The sequence below is a fragment of the Streptomyces sp. NPDC008079 genome (assembly GCF_042957385.1).
Taxonomy (GTDB): domain Bacteria; phylum Actinomycetota; class Actinomycetes; order Streptomycetales; family Streptomycetaceae; genus Actinacidiphila.
Map to the genome: position 1 here is coordinate 82,921 of NZ_JBIBIC010000009.1, position 15,302 is coordinate 98,222.

Annotated in this window: 16 protein-coding genes; 6 read left to right on the forward strand and 10 right to left on the reverse strand. The window is 73.2% G+C overall.

The genetic code is table 11. The annotated features are described in order from the left end of the window. The first annotated feature begins 59 nt into the window (after nucleotides 1-59). Together sthA and ACFZAM_RS20205 are read left to right on the forward strand one after the other, a co-directional pair. On the forward strand, nucleotides 60-1,463 hold the full coding sequence (sthA, locus tag ACFZAM_RS20200; RefSeq protein ID WP_355334926.1) for a Si-specific NAD(P)(+) transhydrogenase: 1,404 nt from the start codon (nucleotides 60-62) through the stop codon (nucleotides 1,461-1,463). A 105-nt stretch (nucleotides 1,464-1,568) separates the two neighbouring features. Continuing rightward, nucleotides 1,569-2,051 carry a VOC family protein gene (locus ACFZAM_RS20205; protein ID WP_355334929.1) on the forward strand — a complete coding sequence of 161 codons (483 nt, stop codon included), beginning with the start codon at nucleotides 1,569-1,571 and terminating at the stop codon, nucleotides 2,049-2,051. Between the two features lie 32 nt (nucleotides 2,052-2,083). Here ACFZAM_RS20205 and ACFZAM_RS20210 read toward each other — a convergent pair whose 3' ends face one another. Beyond that, entirely contained in the window at nucleotides 2,084-2,809 is a 726-nt protein-coding gene (locus ACFZAM_RS20210) for a TetR/AcrR family transcriptional regulator C-terminal ligand-binding domain-containing protein (protein ID WP_391047776.1), read from the reverse strand. 75 nt (nucleotides 2,810-2,884) lie between these two features. Between ACFZAM_RS20210 and ACFZAM_RS20215 the strand changes: the two genes are divergently transcribed. From ACFZAM_RS20215 to ACFZAM_RS20230, 4 genes are all read left to right on the forward strand, one after another. Further along, nucleotides 2,885-3,547, forward strand: coding sequence for a class I SAM-dependent methyltransferase (locus ACFZAM_RS20215; protein ID WP_391047778.1), 663 nt, complete (start codon nucleotides 2,885-2,887; stop codon nucleotides 3,545-3,547). A 100-nt stretch (nucleotides 3,548-3,647) separates the two neighbouring features. Next, nucleotides 3,648-4,982, forward strand: coding sequence for an MFS transporter (locus tag ACFZAM_RS20220; RefSeq protein ID WP_391047781.1), 1,335 nt, complete (start codon nucleotides 3,648-3,650; stop codon nucleotides 4,980-4,982). A 165-nt stretch (nucleotides 4,983-5,147) separates the two neighbouring features. Continuing rightward, nucleotides 5,148-5,423, forward strand: coding sequence for a hypothetical protein (locus tag ACFZAM_RS20225; protein WP_391047782.1), 276 nt, complete (start codon nucleotides 5,148-5,150; stop codon nucleotides 5,421-5,423). A 73-nt stretch (nucleotides 5,424-5,496) separates the two neighbouring features. After that, nucleotides 5,497-5,646 (forward strand): hypothetical protein, encoded by a 150-nt coding sequence (locus ACFZAM_RS20230; protein ID WP_391047784.1) that lies wholly within the window; start codon nucleotides 5,497-5,499, stop codon nucleotides 5,644-5,646. Here the strand turns inward: ACFZAM_RS20230 and ACFZAM_RS20235 are convergent. From ACFZAM_RS20235 to ACFZAM_RS20275, 9 genes are all read right to left on the reverse strand, one after another. After that, the gene (locus ACFZAM_RS20235; RefSeq protein ID WP_391047787.1) at nucleotides 5,633-6,610 is read right to left on the reverse strand and encodes a PfkB family carbohydrate kinase; all 978 of its coding nucleotides are present in this window, start codon (nucleotides 6,608-6,610) and stop codon (nucleotides 5,633-5,635) included. The two genes, ACFZAM_RS20230 and ACFZAM_RS20235, sit on opposite strands and share 14 nt — an antisense overlap. A gap of 91 nt (nucleotides 6,611-6,701) precedes the next feature. Continuing rightward, the gene (locus tag ACFZAM_RS20240) at nucleotides 6,702-7,355 is read right to left on the reverse strand and encodes a bifunctional 4-hydroxy-2-oxoglutarate aldolase/2-dehydro-3-deoxy-phosphogluconate aldolase (RefSeq protein WP_391047789.1); all 654 of its coding nucleotides are present in this window, start codon (nucleotides 7,353-7,355) and stop codon (nucleotides 6,702-6,704) included. Between the two features lie 122 nt (nucleotides 7,356-7,477). Next, nucleotides 7,478-8,374: a hypothetical protein gene (locus tag ACFZAM_RS20245; protein WP_391047792.1), complete on the reverse strand. Its 897-nt coding sequence runs from the start codon at nucleotides 8,372-8,374 to the stop codon at nucleotides 7,478-7,480. After that, nucleotides 8,368-9,513: a galactonate dehydratase gene (dgoD, locus tag ACFZAM_RS20250; RefSeq protein WP_391047794.1), complete on the reverse strand. Its 1,146-nt coding sequence runs from the start codon at nucleotides 9,511-9,513 to the stop codon at nucleotides 8,368-8,370. The genes ACFZAM_RS20245 and dgoD overlap by 7 nt, the downstream gene beginning before the upstream one ends. Further along, nucleotides 9,510-10,355 (reverse strand): FCD domain-containing protein, encoded by an 846-nt coding sequence (locus ACFZAM_RS20255; protein ID WP_391047797.1) that lies wholly within the window; start codon nucleotides 10,353-10,355, stop codon nucleotides 9,510-9,512. Before ACFZAM_RS20255 ends, dgoD begins: the two co-directional genes overlap by 4 nt. A gap of 69 nt (nucleotides 10,356-10,424) precedes the next feature. Next, nucleotides 10,425-11,183: an SDR family NAD(P)-dependent oxidoreductase gene (locus ACFZAM_RS20260; protein ID WP_355334955.1), complete on the reverse strand. Its 759-nt coding sequence runs from the start codon at nucleotides 11,181-11,183 to the stop codon at nucleotides 10,425-10,427. A gap of 106 nt (nucleotides 11,184-11,289) precedes the next feature. Then, complete coding sequence (locus ACFZAM_RS20265) at nucleotides 11,290-13,440, reverse strand: alpha-galactosidase (RefSeq protein ID WP_391047799.1); 2,151 nt, start codon at nucleotides 13,438-13,440, stop codon at nucleotides 11,290-11,292. Further along, a complete protein-coding gene (locus ACFZAM_RS20270; protein ID WP_391047802.1) occupies nucleotides 13,437-14,369 on the reverse strand; it encodes an ABC transporter permease subunit in 933 nt (310 codons plus the stop codon). Before ACFZAM_RS20270 ends, ACFZAM_RS20265 begins: the two co-directional genes overlap by 4 nt. Beyond that, the gene (locus ACFZAM_RS20275; protein ID WP_355334961.1) at nucleotides 14,366-15,301 is read right to left on the reverse strand and encodes a sugar ABC transporter permease; all 936 of its coding nucleotides are present in this window, start codon (nucleotides 15,299-15,301) and stop codon (nucleotides 14,366-14,368) included. Before ACFZAM_RS20275 ends, ACFZAM_RS20270 begins: the two co-directional genes overlap by 4 nt. Nucleotide 15,302 lies beyond the last annotated feature (1 nt).

Below are 15,302 nucleotides of genomic sequence, written 5' to 3' on the forward strand. Positions count from 1 at the left end.
GGGCGGCCCTGTTCGGCAAAGCCTTCCGGGGCGGGCCGCCGACTGTCACACTCGCTGGTGTGCCCGACTTCGACGTGTTGGTGATCGGTTCAGGTCCTGGTGGTCAGAAGGCGGCCATCGCGGCGGCCAAGCTCGGACGGCGGGCGGCGGTGGTGGACCGCGCGGACTCGCTGGGCGGGGTGTCGATCCACACCGGCACGATCCCGTCCAAGACGCTGCGGGAGGCGGTGCTCTACCTCACCGGCCTCAACCAGCGGGATCTGTACGGCCAGAGCTACCGGCTCAAGGAGGACATCACCGTCGCGGACCTGACCGCGAGGACGCAGCATGTGGTCGGCCGCGAGGTCGATGTGATCCGCAGTCAGCTCTCCAGGAACCAGGTCGCGCTGCTCTCCGGCACCGGGCGCTTCGTCGACCAGCACACCGTCGCGGTGCGCGACGCGGTCGGCCAGGACCGGCTGGTGACGGCCGAGCACATCGTGATCGCCACCGGCACCCGGCCCGCGCGCCCGGCGAGCGTCGAGTTCGACGACCGTACGGTGCTGGACTCCGACAGCGTCCTCAGCATGGAGCGGGTGCCGCGGTCCATGGTGATCGTCGGCGCCGGGGTCATCGGCATGGAGTACGCGTCGATGTTCGCCGCCCTCGGCAGCAAGATCACCGTGGTGGAGCAGCGCGAGGGAATGCTGGACTTCTGCGACGCCGAGATCGTCGAGGCGCTCAAGTACCACCTGCGCGATCTCGCGGTCACCTTCCGCTTCGGCGAGACGGTCGCGGCGGTCTCGCGGCACGAGCGCGGCACCCTGACCGTGCTGGAGAGCGGCAAGAAGATCGCCGCGGACGCGGTGATGTACTCGGCGGGACGGCAGGGTCTGACCGACGAACTGGACCTCGACAAGGCCGGTCTGCAAGCCGACAAGCGCGGCCGGATATCGGTGGACGAGCACTTCCGCACCGCGGTCCCGCACATCTACGCCGTCGGTGACGTCATCGGCTTCCCCGCGCTGGCCGCGACCTCGATGGAGCAGGGCAGGACCGCCGCGTACCACGCCTGCGGCGAACCCGTGCACGCGATGCGGGACGGCCAGCCGATCGGCATCTACACCATTCCCGAGGTCAGCTTCATCGGCCGCACCGAGGACCAGCTCACCGACGAACTGGTGCCGTTCGAGGTCGGTGTCTCCCGCTACCGCGAGCTGGCCCGCGGCCAGATCATCGGTGACGCGCACGGCATGCTGAAACTGCTGGTCTCGCCGGAGGACCGCAAGCTGCTCGGCGTGCACTGCTTCGGCACCGGCGCCACCGAGCTGATCCACATCGGCCACGCCGTGATGGGCTGCGGCGGCACCGTCGACTACCTCGTGGACGCCGTCTTCAATTACCCGACGCTCGCCGAGTCCTACAAGGTCGCGGCGCTCGACGTCACCAACAAGATCCGGCAGATCGACCGGCTGGGGGACTGAGCCGCGCGGGTGCTGTGTCGCCGATGAGTTTTCGGCGGGCGGCCGGTCATAAAGGTGAACGGCGGCGCTCGGGCGCCGACGACAGCCTGACGCGAGGAGACCGCGATGCCCCGGATCACCCCCAACCTCTGGTTCGACACCGAGAGCCAGGAAGCCGCCGAGTTCTACGTCTCGGTCTTCCCGAACTCGCGGATCACCGACACCACCTACTACGGCGAGGCCGGTCCGCGCGAGGCGGGCACCGTACTGACCGTGGCGTTCGAGCTGGACGGCCAGCCGTACATCGCGATCAACGGCGGCCCCGAGTTCCCCTTCACCGAGGCCGTCTCGCTGCTGATCACCTGTGAGGACCAGGCCGAGGTCGACCACTACTGGGCCCGGCTCACCGAGGGCGGCGGCTCCGAGGGCCCGTGCGGATGGCTCAAGGACAAGTACGGGCTGTCCTGGCAGGTCGTCCCCACCGGCATGGTGGCGATGCTGAACGACCCCGACGCGGAGCGCGGCCAGCGCGCGATGAAGGCGATGCTCGGTATGAAGAAGATCGACCTGGCGGCGCTCAAGGCCGCCGCCGACGGCACCGGGGCCTGAGGGACGCCGACGGGAGGACGTACCACGCGCCGCTAGGAAGCGCCGTCCGACGCGGGACGGGCACGGGGGTGGCGGCGCAGGAAGTCGTCCACGAGACGGTCGGTGAAGTCCCGGTCGACCGGGTCCCCGGTCACCAGGACGCGGTGGTAGATCGGCCCCACGAGCCGGTCGACCTCGGCCGTCAGGTCGAGACCGGCGGGGAGTTCGCCGCGGCCCACCGCGTTCTCCAGCGGGAGCCGGTCGCGGCCGCGCTGCTCGTCGAGATAGCGGGCGCGCAGCACGGCCGCGAACTGCGGGTCGTGCTGCGCGTGCCCGAGCAGGGCCCGGAAGACCGCGCCCGCGTCTGACGCGGTGAGGAAGCCGGCCAGCAGGCCCAGGTGCTCGCGGAGATCGGCGCCGAGATCGCCGTGGTCGGCCGGGGCGAGGGCTTCGGCGGCGTCCTGGAGGAAGGCGTCCAGAAGGACGTCGGTCTTGGTGTTCCAGCGGCGGTAGATGGTCTGTTTGGCGACCCCGGCCCGCGCCGCGATGCCCTCGACGGTGACACCGGCGAAGCCCTTCTCGACCAGGAGGTCGTCGGCGGCTTCCAGTACGGCCATCCGCGCCTGCTCGCTGCGCCCGTGCCGGTTGCCGTGGTGCCGCGCCGTCCGGTCGGCGTCAGCCCCGGCGCCCCCCGCACCCTCCGTGCCGCCCGCACTCTCGGCGCCCCCCGCGCTTTCGGCGCCCCTGGCGCCGTCGGCGACCGAACTCCCTCGCTCCATGTCTGCATCCTCCGGGTCCCGGGGTAGGTCGGCAACTTCTAGACGCAACGCAACGGTGCGTCTACTCTAGAGCCCATGACAGCCACCAGCACCCTCCGCGACCCCCGGGTCGTCTCCGCCCTGACCGCGATGTTCGACCGGGCCGCGCAGGACGACGCGACCCGCCGCCGTATCCGGGCCGCGTGGCCCGACGGCTTCGCCCCGGCGACGCCGCGGGAGTTGGCCGACGCCAACGCCGATGTGTACATGCCGATCTCGGCCGACGGCGGAAAACTCCTGTACAGCCTGGTCCGGGCCGTCCGTCCGGCCACCGTCGTCGAATTCGGCACCTCCTTCGGGATCTCCACGCTCCACCTGGCCGCCGCGGTGCGCGACAACGGCGCGGGGCGGGTGATCAGCACCGAACTGAGCGCGGACAAGGCCGCCGCGGCCCGCGTGACCTTCGCCGAGACGGGTCTCGACGGACTGGTCACCGTCCTCGAAGGCGACGCCCGCGACACCCTCGCCGAGCTGTCAGGTCCAGTGGACTTCCTGCTGCTCGACGGCTGGAAGGACCTCTGTCTGCCCGTCCTGCGGCTGCTCGAACCGCGCCTCGCGCCGGGCACCCTCGTCGTGGCCGACGACGTGGACCTCACGGACCTGGCGCCGTATCTCGACTACGTCCGCGATCCGCGCAACGGCTACGAGAGCGTCACCTTCCCGGTCGAGGACGGCATGGAGGTCAGCTGCCGCCTGTGAGCCGCGGCGGCAAAGGGCCCGGCAGGACGAACGGCCGGGCAGGGGCCCCCGGCGGACGGCAACGGGAAGAGGGCCGCGGCGGCCCGGAAAGCAGAGGCGGATGAAAGGCGACGCCGTGGAGCGCGCGGAGCAGCCGAGCCCTCGCGGAGCGCGGCGGCTGCTCGCTGACCACGCCATCGACACCCGCCCGCTGGCCCTGCCCGCCTTCCGGCGGCTCTTCATCGGCCAGGGCACGTCGTTCGTCGGCTCGATGCTCACCCAGATCGCGGTGCCGGTCCAGGTCTTCCGGATCTCGCACTCGTCGCTGGCCGTCGGCATGGTCGGCTTCGCCGGTCTGGTGCCGCTGATCGTCTTCGGCCTCTACGGCGGGGCCGTCGCCGACGCCGTCGACCGCAGGACGCTGTATCTGTGGTCCTCGCTCGGCACCTGGACGGTGACGCTGGCGCTGCTCGCGCAGACGCTGCTCGACGTGCGCAATGTCGGGCTGATCCTCGCCCTGGTCGCGACGCAGTCCGCCGGGTTCGCGATGGCCAGTTCCGCGCGCGGCGCGATCGTGCCGCGCATCGTCGAGCCCGGCCTGATCCCCGCCGCGAACACCCTCAACTACGTGATCGGCACGGTCGGCGAGGTCGTCGGCCCGCTGATCGCCGGTGTCCTCGTGACCGTCCCGCACGGCTTCGCGTACGCGTACGGCGCGGACGCCGTGCTGTTCACGGCCGCGCTACACTCCACGCTGCGGCTGCCCCGACTTCCGCCGGACGGCTCCGCGGCCCGCCTGGGTCTGCGGTCGGTACGGGACGGGCTGTCCTTCATCGGCGGGCGGCCGGTGCTGGTGATGAGCTTCTTCGTGGACATCTGCGCCATGACGCTGGCGATGCCGCGGTCGCTGTTCCCCGACGTCGCGGACGCCCGCTTCGGCGGCTCGGTCGGACTGCTCTACTCCGCCATCCCGATCGGCTCCGTCCTGGCCGGGTTCGCCAGCGGATGGATCGGCCGGATCCGGCGGCAGGGCGTGGTGCTCACCGGCGCCGTGCTGGCGTGGGGCGCCGCCGTCGCCGTCTCCGGCCTGGCCCGGCAGCTCTGGCTGGTCGTCCTGCTCCTCGCCGTCGCCGGCGCGGCCGACCTGATCAGCGCGGTCCTGCGCCAGACACTCCTCCAGACCTACGCCCCCGACGAGATGCGAGGCCGCATGCAGGGCGTCCACACCGTCGTCGTCGCCGGCGGCCCCCGGCTGGGCGACCTGCGCGCCGGTACCATGGCCGCCGCGCTCGGCGCCGGGCTGTCCTGGACGATCGGCGGCCTCGCCTGCGTGGTGGTCGTGGCACTCGCCGCCCCGCTGGCCCGCTCCTTCTGGCGCTACGACTCCGGCGCCCCGGCCCCGGCGGCCGACCCCGCGAAGGACACCGGCCCGCTGCGCGAGCAGACCGCCCCCTGACGGCTCACCAGCCGGTGCGCCCCGCCGGGTACATCCGCTCGCATCAGCTCTTTGCACCGACCCCATTCGCACCAGTCGGCACACTCCCCTCGCGGCGCCGGATCTGTCATCGTCGACTTGTCAGCGCACGAACAGAAATGCGCTCAAGCGGACCCACAACCAGACATGACCCGACGTCGAACCGACGCCGTGGTCTCGGGCGATGCGCGGTTCGAGGTCCTCTCCCCCACGCTGATCCGCACCGCGTACGCGGGCGACACCGCGTTCCTGGACGCGCCGACCTTCAACGCCGTCGGCCGTGACGGCTTCGGCGGCGCCCCGTTCACCCAGCGGGTTCTCGCGGGCGTACGGCTCACTCCCGACCGGCGGTTACGGCGGCAGGGCCGGGCTCACGACCGGGCCGCGGGCCGACAAGCGCACCACCGTGCACTTCACGGGTGACACCCGCTCGAACGAGGCGCTGTTGCCGTACACGTAAATTCTGGCCGAGGAGGCCCGGTGCGCCAGTGCGCCAGTGACCAACGCCACCGCGCCGAAGTCCGTGACCGTGGACGGCGTCCCGGTGGCCAGGAGCGCCTGGGCGTGGGACGCCGCCGCCGGGAAGGTGACCGTCACCGTTCCGCAGAGGTCCGTGCGTCAGCAGGTCACCGTCAGCTATCGGTGACGCCGCCCGGGGACGCGGCCGGGGCCCACCGCGCCTCGGTGGCGTCCAGCAGGTGTGCGATACGGGCGGGGTCCGGCAGCGGGCCGTGATCGCCGGGGACCCGCAGGGCCGCGCCCGCGGTGACATGGCCGAGGCGCAGCGCGCGGACGGGCGGCTCGCCGCGGAGCAGGCCGGTGAGGAATCCGGCGGCGAAGGCGTCGCCCGCGCCGACGGGTTCCACGACCTCGACGGCGCGGGCGGGCACGGTGTGCGCCGTCGCGCCGTCGAAGGCGGTCGCGGCGCGGGCGCCGTCCTTGACCACCAGCACGCGCGGGCCCGGCAGCAGGGCGCGTACGTCGGCGGCGTCGGCGAGGTGCGCGCCCCACAGCTCCTGGGCCTCGTCCAGGCCGACGAAAGTGATGTCCGCGCGGTCGGCGAAGTCGCGCAGGACGCCGGGCGCCGCGCCGTCCGGCCAGAGCGCGGGCCGGTGGTTGACGTCGAAGCTGACCGGCAGCGGGCCGCGCAGCGCCGAGTCCACCAGGTCGCGGCAGGAGTCCGACAGCGCCGCCGTGACGCCGGTCAGGTGCAGCAGCCCCGCGGTGCGTACGGCCTCGGCCGCCAGCGATCGCGGCCCGAGCGCGGACGCGGCCGACCCCCGCCGGTAGTAGTGCACGCGGGTGCCCTGCCCGCCGGGGCTCTTCACCATCACCCCGGTCGGCCGCCCCGTGTCGGTCCTGACGCCGCCGACGTCCACCCCGCACGCCGCGACCTCGGCCACGATCCGCCGCCCGAACGGATCGTCACCGACCGCCGACACCCACCGGGCCTCCACCCCGTGGTCGGCCAGATACATCGCCGCGTTCGACTCCGCCCCGGCGACCTCCACCCGCAACCGCCGTGCCTCCGCGAGCGTTTCACCGGTCTCCGGCACCATCGCGACCATGGTCTCCCCGAGGCAGGCGACGGGGCCGCCGATCCGGATCACGGCAGTCTCCTCGCGGGGGTACGGCGCGGGCCCCGTCCGGTCATGGCGAGTGACGGCGCCAGGCGCTGCCCCCGTTCGGTCGTACTCCCGGTCATCGCGCGGCCCGCGCGCTCGGCGCGTCCGTCTCCGCGACGGCGGCGAGGAAGTCCCTGGCCCGCGCGCGGAGTGCGGTCCGGCTGCCGCCGCTCGCCGCGTCGCCGATGAGGGGCGAGCCGACGCCGACCGCGAGGGCTCCGGCGGCGAAGTAGGCGCGGGCGGCCGGGATGTCGACGCCGCCGACGGGCACGAAGGGCAGGTCGGGGAAGGGGCCGCGCAGGGCACGGAGGTAGCCGGGGCCGCCCGCTTGCTCGGCGGGGAAGAGCTTGAGCGCGGTGGCGCCGAGCCGCCGCGCGGTGACGATATCGGTGGGCGTCATCACTCCGGCCAGCACGGGCAGGCCCAACTCCCGTGCGGCGCTGACGCCTTCGCCGACCGCGGGCGTGACGACGAAGTCGGCCCCGGCGCGGTGCGCGTCCTTGGCGTCCTGCTCGGTGAGGACGGTGCCCGCGCCGAGCGGCGCGTCGGGGCCGAGGGCGGCCCGGGCCGCGGCGATGACGCCGAGCGCGTTCCGGCCGCTGAGCGAGACCTCGACCAGTGCGACGCCCTCCTCGACCAGGGTCAGTACGGTGCGCAGCGACGCGTCCTCGTCGTCGCCGCGCACGATGGCGACGAGGCGGTGGGCGCGCAGCGCGGTGAGCAGGTCCACGGGTGATGTTCCTTTCCTGTTGCGGTGATTCGGACGGCGTGGGGCCGGGGCGGGCGGTGGGGTCGGGGTGAGCCGGTCGCGGTGCGGTGAGCCGGTCGCGGTGCGCCGATCCCGTCGAGGGATCAGCGGCCCGGGGCGGACGCGGCGGCGGTGGCGGCGGAAGCACCGGCGGCCGTGACCGTGAGCCGCCAGCGGACCTCGCCGCTCGCGGGCACGCGGGCCGCGTCCCCCTCCCCCGCCGTCGCCAGGTCGAAGACCCGCCCGAGCATCGGCTCCACGCCGATCGAGCGGTACGGCGCGCCCTCGGGAAAGCCGCCCAGATTCCGCCACAGGGCGATGGACGCGGGCTGACCGGCCACGTCGAGCGCGAACCGCAGCCGGTCGGTCCCGTCGCGCACGGTCGCCGTCGCGGCCTCGACGACCGCGCCGCTCGCCGTACCGTCGTCGGGCCCGAGCAGGTCGAAGCGGGTACGCGCCGCGTCGCCCGTGCCCCCGGCGGACGGCCAGGTGAACGGCTCGCGCCGCGCACCCCCGTCCGGGTAATGCAGGGCCTGTGCGCCGGGCGGCAGTTCGATCCGGCCGTCCCGCGACACGTCGAGGAGCGCGTGGGCGGCCCACAGGAAGCGGTAGCCGGGCGCGGCGGTCAGCCGGTAGTCGACCACCGCGCCGCCGCCGGGGCCGCCCCCGATCCGCCGGGTGAGCCGGAAGTCGGGGTGGTCGACCCGGTCCGCGCCATCCGCGCCATCCGCGCCATCTGCGCCGTCCCCGGCGTTCTCGCGCCGCCAGGGGCGCGACCACACGTCGCCGTGGTCGGGGACGCCCCGGACGGTGGGCAGGCACTCCTCCACACCGCCCGCGTCGGCGAAGGCGTCACCGGGCGCGACGCCCGCGCGACGTGGCTCGTCCCGGTGCCAGAGCCATTCGCGGTCCCCGGCCCGCAGCGACGTCCAACGGCCGCCGTGCGCCAGGTCGGTGACGATCCGTACGGGAAGCGCCGCCCCGGTCAGCGCTGTCACCATTCCGCGAACGACCCGTCGGCGTGCCGCCACACCGGATTGCGCCAGGCGTGCCCACCGCGGTCGGCGGCGCGTACCGCCGCCTCGTCCACGGTGATCCCGAGCCCCGGCAGCCCGGTGCGCAGCGCCTGGCCGTCCACGAAGCGGAACGGCTCGGTGTCCACCAGATAGGACAGGAGGTCGGCGTCCTTGTTGTAGTGGATGCCGCGGCTCTGCTCCTGGATGAGGAAGTTCGGCGTGCAGAAGGCGACTTGGAGGCTGGCGGCGAGCGAGATCGGCCCCAGCGGGCAGTGCGGGGCGAGTTGGGCGCCGTACGTCTCGGCGAGCGACGCGATCCGCGTCACCTCGGTGATGCCCCCGGCGTGCGAGAGGTCCGGCTGCGCCACGGCTATGCCCGCGGTGAGCGCGGGCAGGAACTCCGCGCGCCCGTACAGGCGTTCACCGGTCGCGATCGGCACTTCGGTGGAGGCCACCAGGCCGCCGAGCAGATGTCCCAGCTCCGGCAGCAGCGGCTCCTCGACGAACAGCGGGTGCAGCGGCGCGATTTCACGCAGGACGCGCCGGGCGCCCGCGGCGGTGAAGCGGCCGTGGAAGTCGACGGCGACATCGCGTCCGGGGCCGAGCGCCTGGCGCGCGGCGGCCACCCGCTCCACGACGGCGGCGGTCTCGGCGGGCGTGGTGAGCGCCGACGTGCGGCCGGCCGCGTTCATCTTGACGGCGGTGAAGCCTGCCTCGACCTGCGCGCCGACGTCCTCCGCGAGCCGCGCGGGCTCGTCGCCGCCGACCCAGGCGTAGACCCGGACCGCGTCCCTGACCGGACCGCCGAGCAGGCCGTACACGGGGGCGCCGTACGTCTTGCCCGCGATGTCCCACAGCGCGTGGTCGAGACCGGCGACGGCGCTGGAGAGCACCGGGCCGCCGCGGTAGAAGCCGCCCTTGGTGAGCACCTGCCAGTGGTCCTGGATCCGCAGCGGGTCCTGGCCGATCAGATACTCGGCCAGCACGTCGACGGCGGCGCGCACCACCTCGGCGCGCCCCTCGACCACGGGTTCGCCCCAGCCGACGACGCCCTCGTCCGTCTCGATCCGGCAGAACAGCCACCGGGGCGGTACGAGGAAGGTCTCGACGCGCACTATCTTCACTTCGCCGCCTCTGAAGCCGTGGAGGTCTGGGATTCCTTGGTTGCCCGCGCCGTTTCGGATGCCCGCGCCGTTTCGGTTGCCCCGGTTGTCCCGGACCCGCCGGACCCGCCGGACCCCTCGACCGCCTCGGCGCCCGAGCCGTGCACCAGGTCCAGGTCGCGGACGGCCTGGTCGAGCAGGGCCCGCATGGCGCGCTCGGCGGCGTCCGGGTCCTGGTCGCGTACCGCGTCGAGGACGGCCCGGTGGCTGGGCACCGGGTCCTGGCCGTGCGGGGAGCTGTGCACGATCTCGTCGCGGTGCGCGAGACCGGACTCGATCACCATCTCCATCCGCTCCAGCAGTTCGTTGTGGGTGGCGGCGAGCAGGGCGCGGTGGAAGGCGAGGTCGGCCTCGACCGCGTGCGCGGCGCCGCCCTCGTCCTCCCCCATCGCGGTGAGCGCGGCGTCCAGCGCGACCAGGTCGCCGTCGGTACGGCGCACCGCCGCCAGCCGTACGGCGGCCGGTTCGACGATCCCGCGGACCTCGCCGAGGCTGCGCAGCAGCCCCAAGTCGGCCCCGGTGCCGGTGCCGCCCGCGAACTGCCAGCGCAGCACGTCGGCGTCCAGCAGATTCCAGTCGGCGCGGGCTCTGACGAAGGTGCCGCGTTTCTGCCGCGCGTCGACCATCCCCTTGGCCGCCAGCACCTTCAGCGATTCGCGCAGCGCGGTGAGACTGACGTCCAACTCGCTCTGCAACGCCACGAGATCGAGTGTCGCCCCTTCGGGGATCTCGCCGCTGAGCACCCGGCGCGCGAGAGTCTCCACGGTCTGCCCGTGCACTCCGCGGCGCGCGTATGGCGTCATGTCGTTCTGCCTTTCTCCAGGTCGGGTGGGGTACCCCGGGTGAGGTACGGCGATGGTGGTCGGCGGCGGTCAGGCCGAGGCCTTGGTGACACTCCAGCCGCCGTCCACCAGCAGGCTCGAACCGGTGATGTACGAGGCGTCGTCCGAGGCGAGGAAGGCGATGGCCGCGGCGACCTCCTCCGGGCGGCCGAAGCGGCGCGCCGCGGTCTCCGCGACGCTGCGGGCCCGGTCCTCCTCGGGCACCCGGTCCCAGGCCGCGGTGAGGATCGGACCGGGGAGCACCGCGTTGACCCGGACCTCGGGCCCGTACTCGACGGCCAGTTGGCCGCTCAGCGACAGCAGCGCGCCCTTGGCCGCCGCGTAGGCGGGGTGGCCGGGGATGCCCTTGTGCGCGTGGACGGAGGAGGTGAGGACGGCGGCGCCCCGGGCGGTGCGCAGGTCGGGCAGCAGCGCCCGGAAGCCGAGGAAGCCGCCGGTGAGGTTGACCGCGAGCTGACGCTCCCAGGAGGCGACGGACATCTCGTGGGCCGGGGCCACGTCGACGGTGTAGGCGTTGGAGACCAGAGCCGCCACGGGGCCGTAGGCGTGCGCCACCGCGACGATCCGCTCCCAGTCCTCGGGGTCGGACACGTCCGCCCGTACGGACACCGCCCGGCCGCCCTCCTCGCGGATGCCCGCGGCGACGCCCTCGGCGCGGTCGGCCGCGATGTCGGCGAGGACCACGGCGGCGCCCTCGGCCGCGAGCCGTTCTGCGGTGGCCGCGCCGATCCCGGAAGCGGCTCCGGTGACCACGGCCACCTTGTCGGCGAAGCGGAGTGCTGCGTTCATGTGCTGGTCCTGCTCCTCGGTACGGTGGGGCTGGTCGGTGCGGTCGGTACGGTCGGTGCGGTCGGGTCGCTCGGTGCGGTCGGACCGGTCCGGGCCTCCCGCGACTTTAGTGACGCCCGGAGCCGTCGGCGGCCTCCTGCCGCGCCAGCACGACGAGTTCGGCGTCGTGTCGACCGGTCCAGCCGAACGGCAGGCCGCTGTGGAGCAGATACGCCCCGCTGTACACCGTCCCGTCCGCCGTGTCGGTGTAGCGGGCGGCGGGGTCCAGGCCGCGCAGCCGCAGCCGCGAGGCGCGTCCGGGGACCAGCGGCGCGCCGTCGAGCCGTCCGGTGCTCCACGCGGTGACCACGACCCGCGCGCCGCCGCGTTCCTCGTACTGGACACCGCAGGTCGGATCGGCGGGGCCGTTCAGCAGCCGGGCCGTGCCGTGGTGGACGACGTCGCGGATCTCCTTGTAGCGGGCGATCCAGCCCGCCGCCTCGGTGCGCTGCTCCGGCGTCCAGGTGCGGATGTCGGCGCCGATGCCGAGCACGCCCGCGATGGCGAGGACGAAGCGGAAGGCCAGGGAGCGGGGCCGCGGGTCGAAGACGCCGGGCGCGTCGGTGACCCAGGAGCTCATGGTGTGCGGGGCGTGCGCGTGCAGATAGCCGTACTGGATGGCGAGCCGGTCGAGCGGCGCGGTGTTGTCGCTGGGCCAGACCACGTCGGTACGGGCCAGCGTGGCGTGTTCGATGCGGGCGCCGCCGCCCGCGCAGCCCTCGACGGTGACGTGCGGGTGGTGGGCGCGCAGGTGGTCGAGGACCCGCAGGTATCCGGCGACGTGGTCGGCGTCGAGGTCCTGGCCCGCGGCCGGTCCCGTGTCGGGCCTGCCGCGCTCGGTCGGCGGGCGGTTCATGTCCCACTTGAGGTAGCTGACGGCGTGTTCGCCGAGCAGCCGGTCCAAGGTGGCGATCACGAAGTCCTGCACGTCCACCCGGCCGAGGTCGAGCAGCAGTTGCTCGCGGACGAGGGTCGCCGGGCGGCCGTCGATCCGGTACGCCCACTCGGGGTGCTTGGCGTACAGCTCGGACCGCGGGCTGATCGCCTCCGGCTCGACCCACAGGCCGAAGTCCATGCCGGTGGCGCGGACCCGCTCGATGAAGCCGTCGAATCCCTCGGGGAAGTTGGCCGGGTCCGGGGTCCAGTCGCCCAGTCCCCCGGTCTCGTCCCGCCGCCCGCGGAACCAGCCGTCGTCCACGACGAAGAGTTCGACGCCCATGTCGGCGGCGACGGCGGCCAGTTCGAGCTGCGCGTCGGCCTCCACGTCGAAGCCGGTGGCCTCCCAGGAGTTGTACTGCACCTTGCGGGTACGGTGCAGCCGCTCGCCGCTCAGCGCGCGCTCGTACGCGTGCCAGATCCGCGTCAGTCCGTCGAGCCCTTCCGGGCTGAAGGCGCAGGCGACGCGCGGGGTGGTGAGCGTGGCGCCGGGCGCGAGGCGGACGGACTCCTCGTGCGGCAGCCGTCCGGCGCGTACGCGGACGATCCCGCCGGGTTCCGCGTCCGCGGTGATGTGCCAGTTGCCCGACCACTCCAACGCGATGCCGTAGGTGGGGGTGTCGCCCTCCTGCGGGGCGGCGGCGTCCTGGACCGCGAGCCAGGGCGCGTAGGCGTGGCCCGGCACTCCCTGGGTGGAGGCCATCTCGAACCGGCCCCTGACGAGGTCGAGTTGGGTGCGCTGGAACTCCTGCGACCACTGGCCCGTGAGGTAGGTGAGCCGGGCGCCCCCGCCGTCGGTGACGGGGACGCTGATCGCGGCGGAGTCCAGGCGTTCCAGGCGCAGTTCGTCCGGTCCCGTGCAGGTCAGCTCGGTCCAGCGCAGCAGTACGTCGGTGCCGGGCACGGTCTCGTAGCGCAGGGCGACCCGCAGTCCGAGGTGGTCGTCGGTGAAGTCCAGGCGCAGCGACCGGTCGTCGTCCTGTGTGGCGCGCTCGAAGGTCCACCACACGCCGCGTTCGCCGTCGGGGCGGCGTACGACGAGGTCGGCGCCGCCGAAGGGACGCATGCCCTGGGGCAGGTATTCGGCCGGGGCGGCGTCGGCGGGGGTGATGTAGTGGGTGCGGCGCGACCAATCCAGCGGGGACGGGCCGGTCTCGGCGCCGTGCGGGCCCCAGGCGGTGACCTCGGCCCACCGCCCGTCGCCGCCGAGGCGGACGGCGTAGGTGGTGGTGTCGGTGCGCAGCAGCCACGGTGCGGCCGACGGCGTTGCGGACGGGGTCACTTGACTGCTCCCAGGTTGAGTCCGGCCACGAAGTGCCGCTGGAATCGGAGGAAGACGATGACGGTCGGGGCGGCGGCGATCACGGAACCGGCCGCGATGACGTTCCACATAGAGACGTACTGGCCCTGGAGGCCGATCAGCGACGCGGTGATCGGCATTTTGCTGTCGGTGCGCAGCACGGTGATGGCCCACAGCAGGTCGTTGAAGATCCACGTGAACGACAGCGCGGTGAGCGCGGCGAGCGCGGGCCTGGCGAGCGGCAGGATGATCCGCGTGTAGATCTGCCAGGGGCCCGCTCCGTCGATGACGGCGGCCTGCTGGATCTCCGGCGGGATGGACCGCATGAAGCCGTGCAGCACGAAGACGTAGAAGCCGACGCCGAAGCCGACCTGGACGCCGATGAGGGCGTACAGCGAGTCGTAGAAGCCCAGTTGCTCGCTGAGCTTGGAGACCGGGATCAGCAGGATCTGCGGCGGCAGCAGATTGCCGCTGAGCATCACCAGCAGCAGTACGCGGCGCAGCGGCACGTCGTAGCGGCTGAGCGCGAAGGCGGCCATCGAGGCGAGCAGCAGCGAGATCAGCACGGTGGGGACGGACACCAGCATGCTGTTGATCAGCGCGCGCTGCTGTCCGCCGTCGACCCACGCCTGGCGGAAGCCGTCGAGGGTGAAGGAGTGCGGCAGGCCGCCGAGGCCGTTGGCGGCGATGTCGTCGAAGGAGCGGGTGCTGGTGACCAGTACGACGACGATGGGGATCAGCCAGATCAGCGACAGCAGTCCCGCGCCGGTGTGGAAGGCGGCGGTCCCCCAGGCCCGGCGCCGGTCGGGCCGACGGCTCCCGCCGCGCGCGGCCTTCGTACCGGCACCCGCGTCCTCGCCGGTACGGTCCGCGGTCGGCGCCGCGTCGGCGCCCGCGTGCGTGACGGTCATGAGTCGGCCTCCTTGAAGGCGCGCACCAGGTACGACGCGATCACGCCGAACGCCAGCACGAAGATCACGACGGCGAGCGCGGAACCGTAGCCGAGCCGCAGGGACTGGAAGGCGGTGGAGTACATGTACGTGCTGAGCAGTTCGGAGGAGTGGTACGGGCCGCCGCGGGTGAGCGCCCACACCACGTCGAAGGAGCGCAGCGAGTCGATGATGATGACCGACAGCACGACCGCGTTGACGCTGCTGAGCTGCGGCAGCGTGATGTGCCGGAACTGCTGCCAGCGGGAGGCGCCGTCGACCTTGGCGGCCTCGTAGAGCATCGGGTCGATGCCCTTGAGTCCGGCCAGGTAGAGCACCATCACGTAGCCGATCTGCCGCCACAGGGCGGGCACGATCACGGCGTAGAACGCGGTGTCCTGGTCGGCGAGCCAGGGGTGGGTGAGGCTGCCGAGTCCGAGGCCGGACAGGGTGTGGTTGATCAGGCCGTCCGGCTGGTACATCGCCTGCCAGACCAGGGCGGTCGCGGTCAGCGAGAACACCACGGGCAGGAAGAGCGCGGCCCGGTAGAAGCCGACCCCGCGCCGCTCCTGCTGGAGCAGCAGGGCCGCGCCGAGGCCGAGCGCGGCGGACAGGCCGCCGAAGAGCACCAGCCACAGCACGGTGTCGAGCACGGCGGTGTGGAAGACGCTGTCGTGCACCATCTCCCGGTAGTTGCCCAGGCCGATGAAGCGCGGCGCCGAGACCCCGTCCCACTTGGTCAGCGAGAGGTAGAAGCCCTGGAGGGCGGGCCAGAAGACCCAGAAGCCCTCGGCGAGCAGCGGGACCAGGACGAAGGCGAGGACGACGGGCGGGACCCGGGTCGCCTGCTTGCGCTTCTTCGGCTTCCCCGGCTTCTTGCCCGGGTCCGCGCGGGTCGCGGTGAGCACCGCCATC

Bases quoted from the DNA above. Each gene is read 5' to 3' on its own strand.
- ACFZAM_RS20260 (WP_355334955.1), bottom strand. From the start codon at position 11,183: ATGAACGCAGCACTCCGCTTCGCCGACAAGGTGGCCGTGGTCACCGGA.
- ACFZAM_RS20210 (WP_391047776.1), bottom strand. From the start codon at position 2,809: ATGGAGCGAGGGAGTTCGGTCGCCGACGGCGCCAGGGGCGCCGAAAGC.
- ACFZAM_RS20255 (WP_391047797.1), bottom strand. From the start codon at position 10,355: ATGACGCCATACGCGCGCCGCGGAGTGCACGGGCAGACCGTGGAGACT.
- ACFZAM_RS20270 (WP_391047802.1), bottom strand. From the start codon at position 14,369: ATGACCGTCACGCACGCGGGCGCCGACGCGGCGCCGACCGCGGACCGT.
- ACFZAM_RS20275 (WP_355334961.1), bottom strand. From the start codon at position 15,301: ATGGCGGTGCTCACCGCGACCCGCGCGGACCCGGGCAAGAAGCCGGGG.
- ACFZAM_RS20220 (WP_391047781.1), top strand. From the start codon at position 3,648: ATGAAAGGCGACGCCGTGGAGCGCGCGGAGCAGCCGAGCCCTCGCGGA.
- ACFZAM_RS20245 (WP_391047792.1), bottom strand. From the start codon at position 8,374: ATGGTGACAGCGCTGACCGGGGCGGCGCTTCCCGTACGGATCGTCACC.
- ACFZAM_RS20215 (WP_391047778.1), top strand. From the start codon at position 2,885: ATGACAGCCACCAGCACCCTCCGCGACCCCCGGGTCGTCTCCGCCCTG.
- ACFZAM_RS20205 (WP_355334929.1), top strand. From the start codon at position 1,569: ATGCCCCGGATCACCCCCAACCTCTGGTTCGACACCGAGAGCCAGGAA.
- ACFZAM_RS20225 (WP_391047782.1), top strand. From the start codon at position 5,148: ATGACCCGACGTCGAACCGACGCCGTGGTCTCGGGCGATGCGCGGTTC.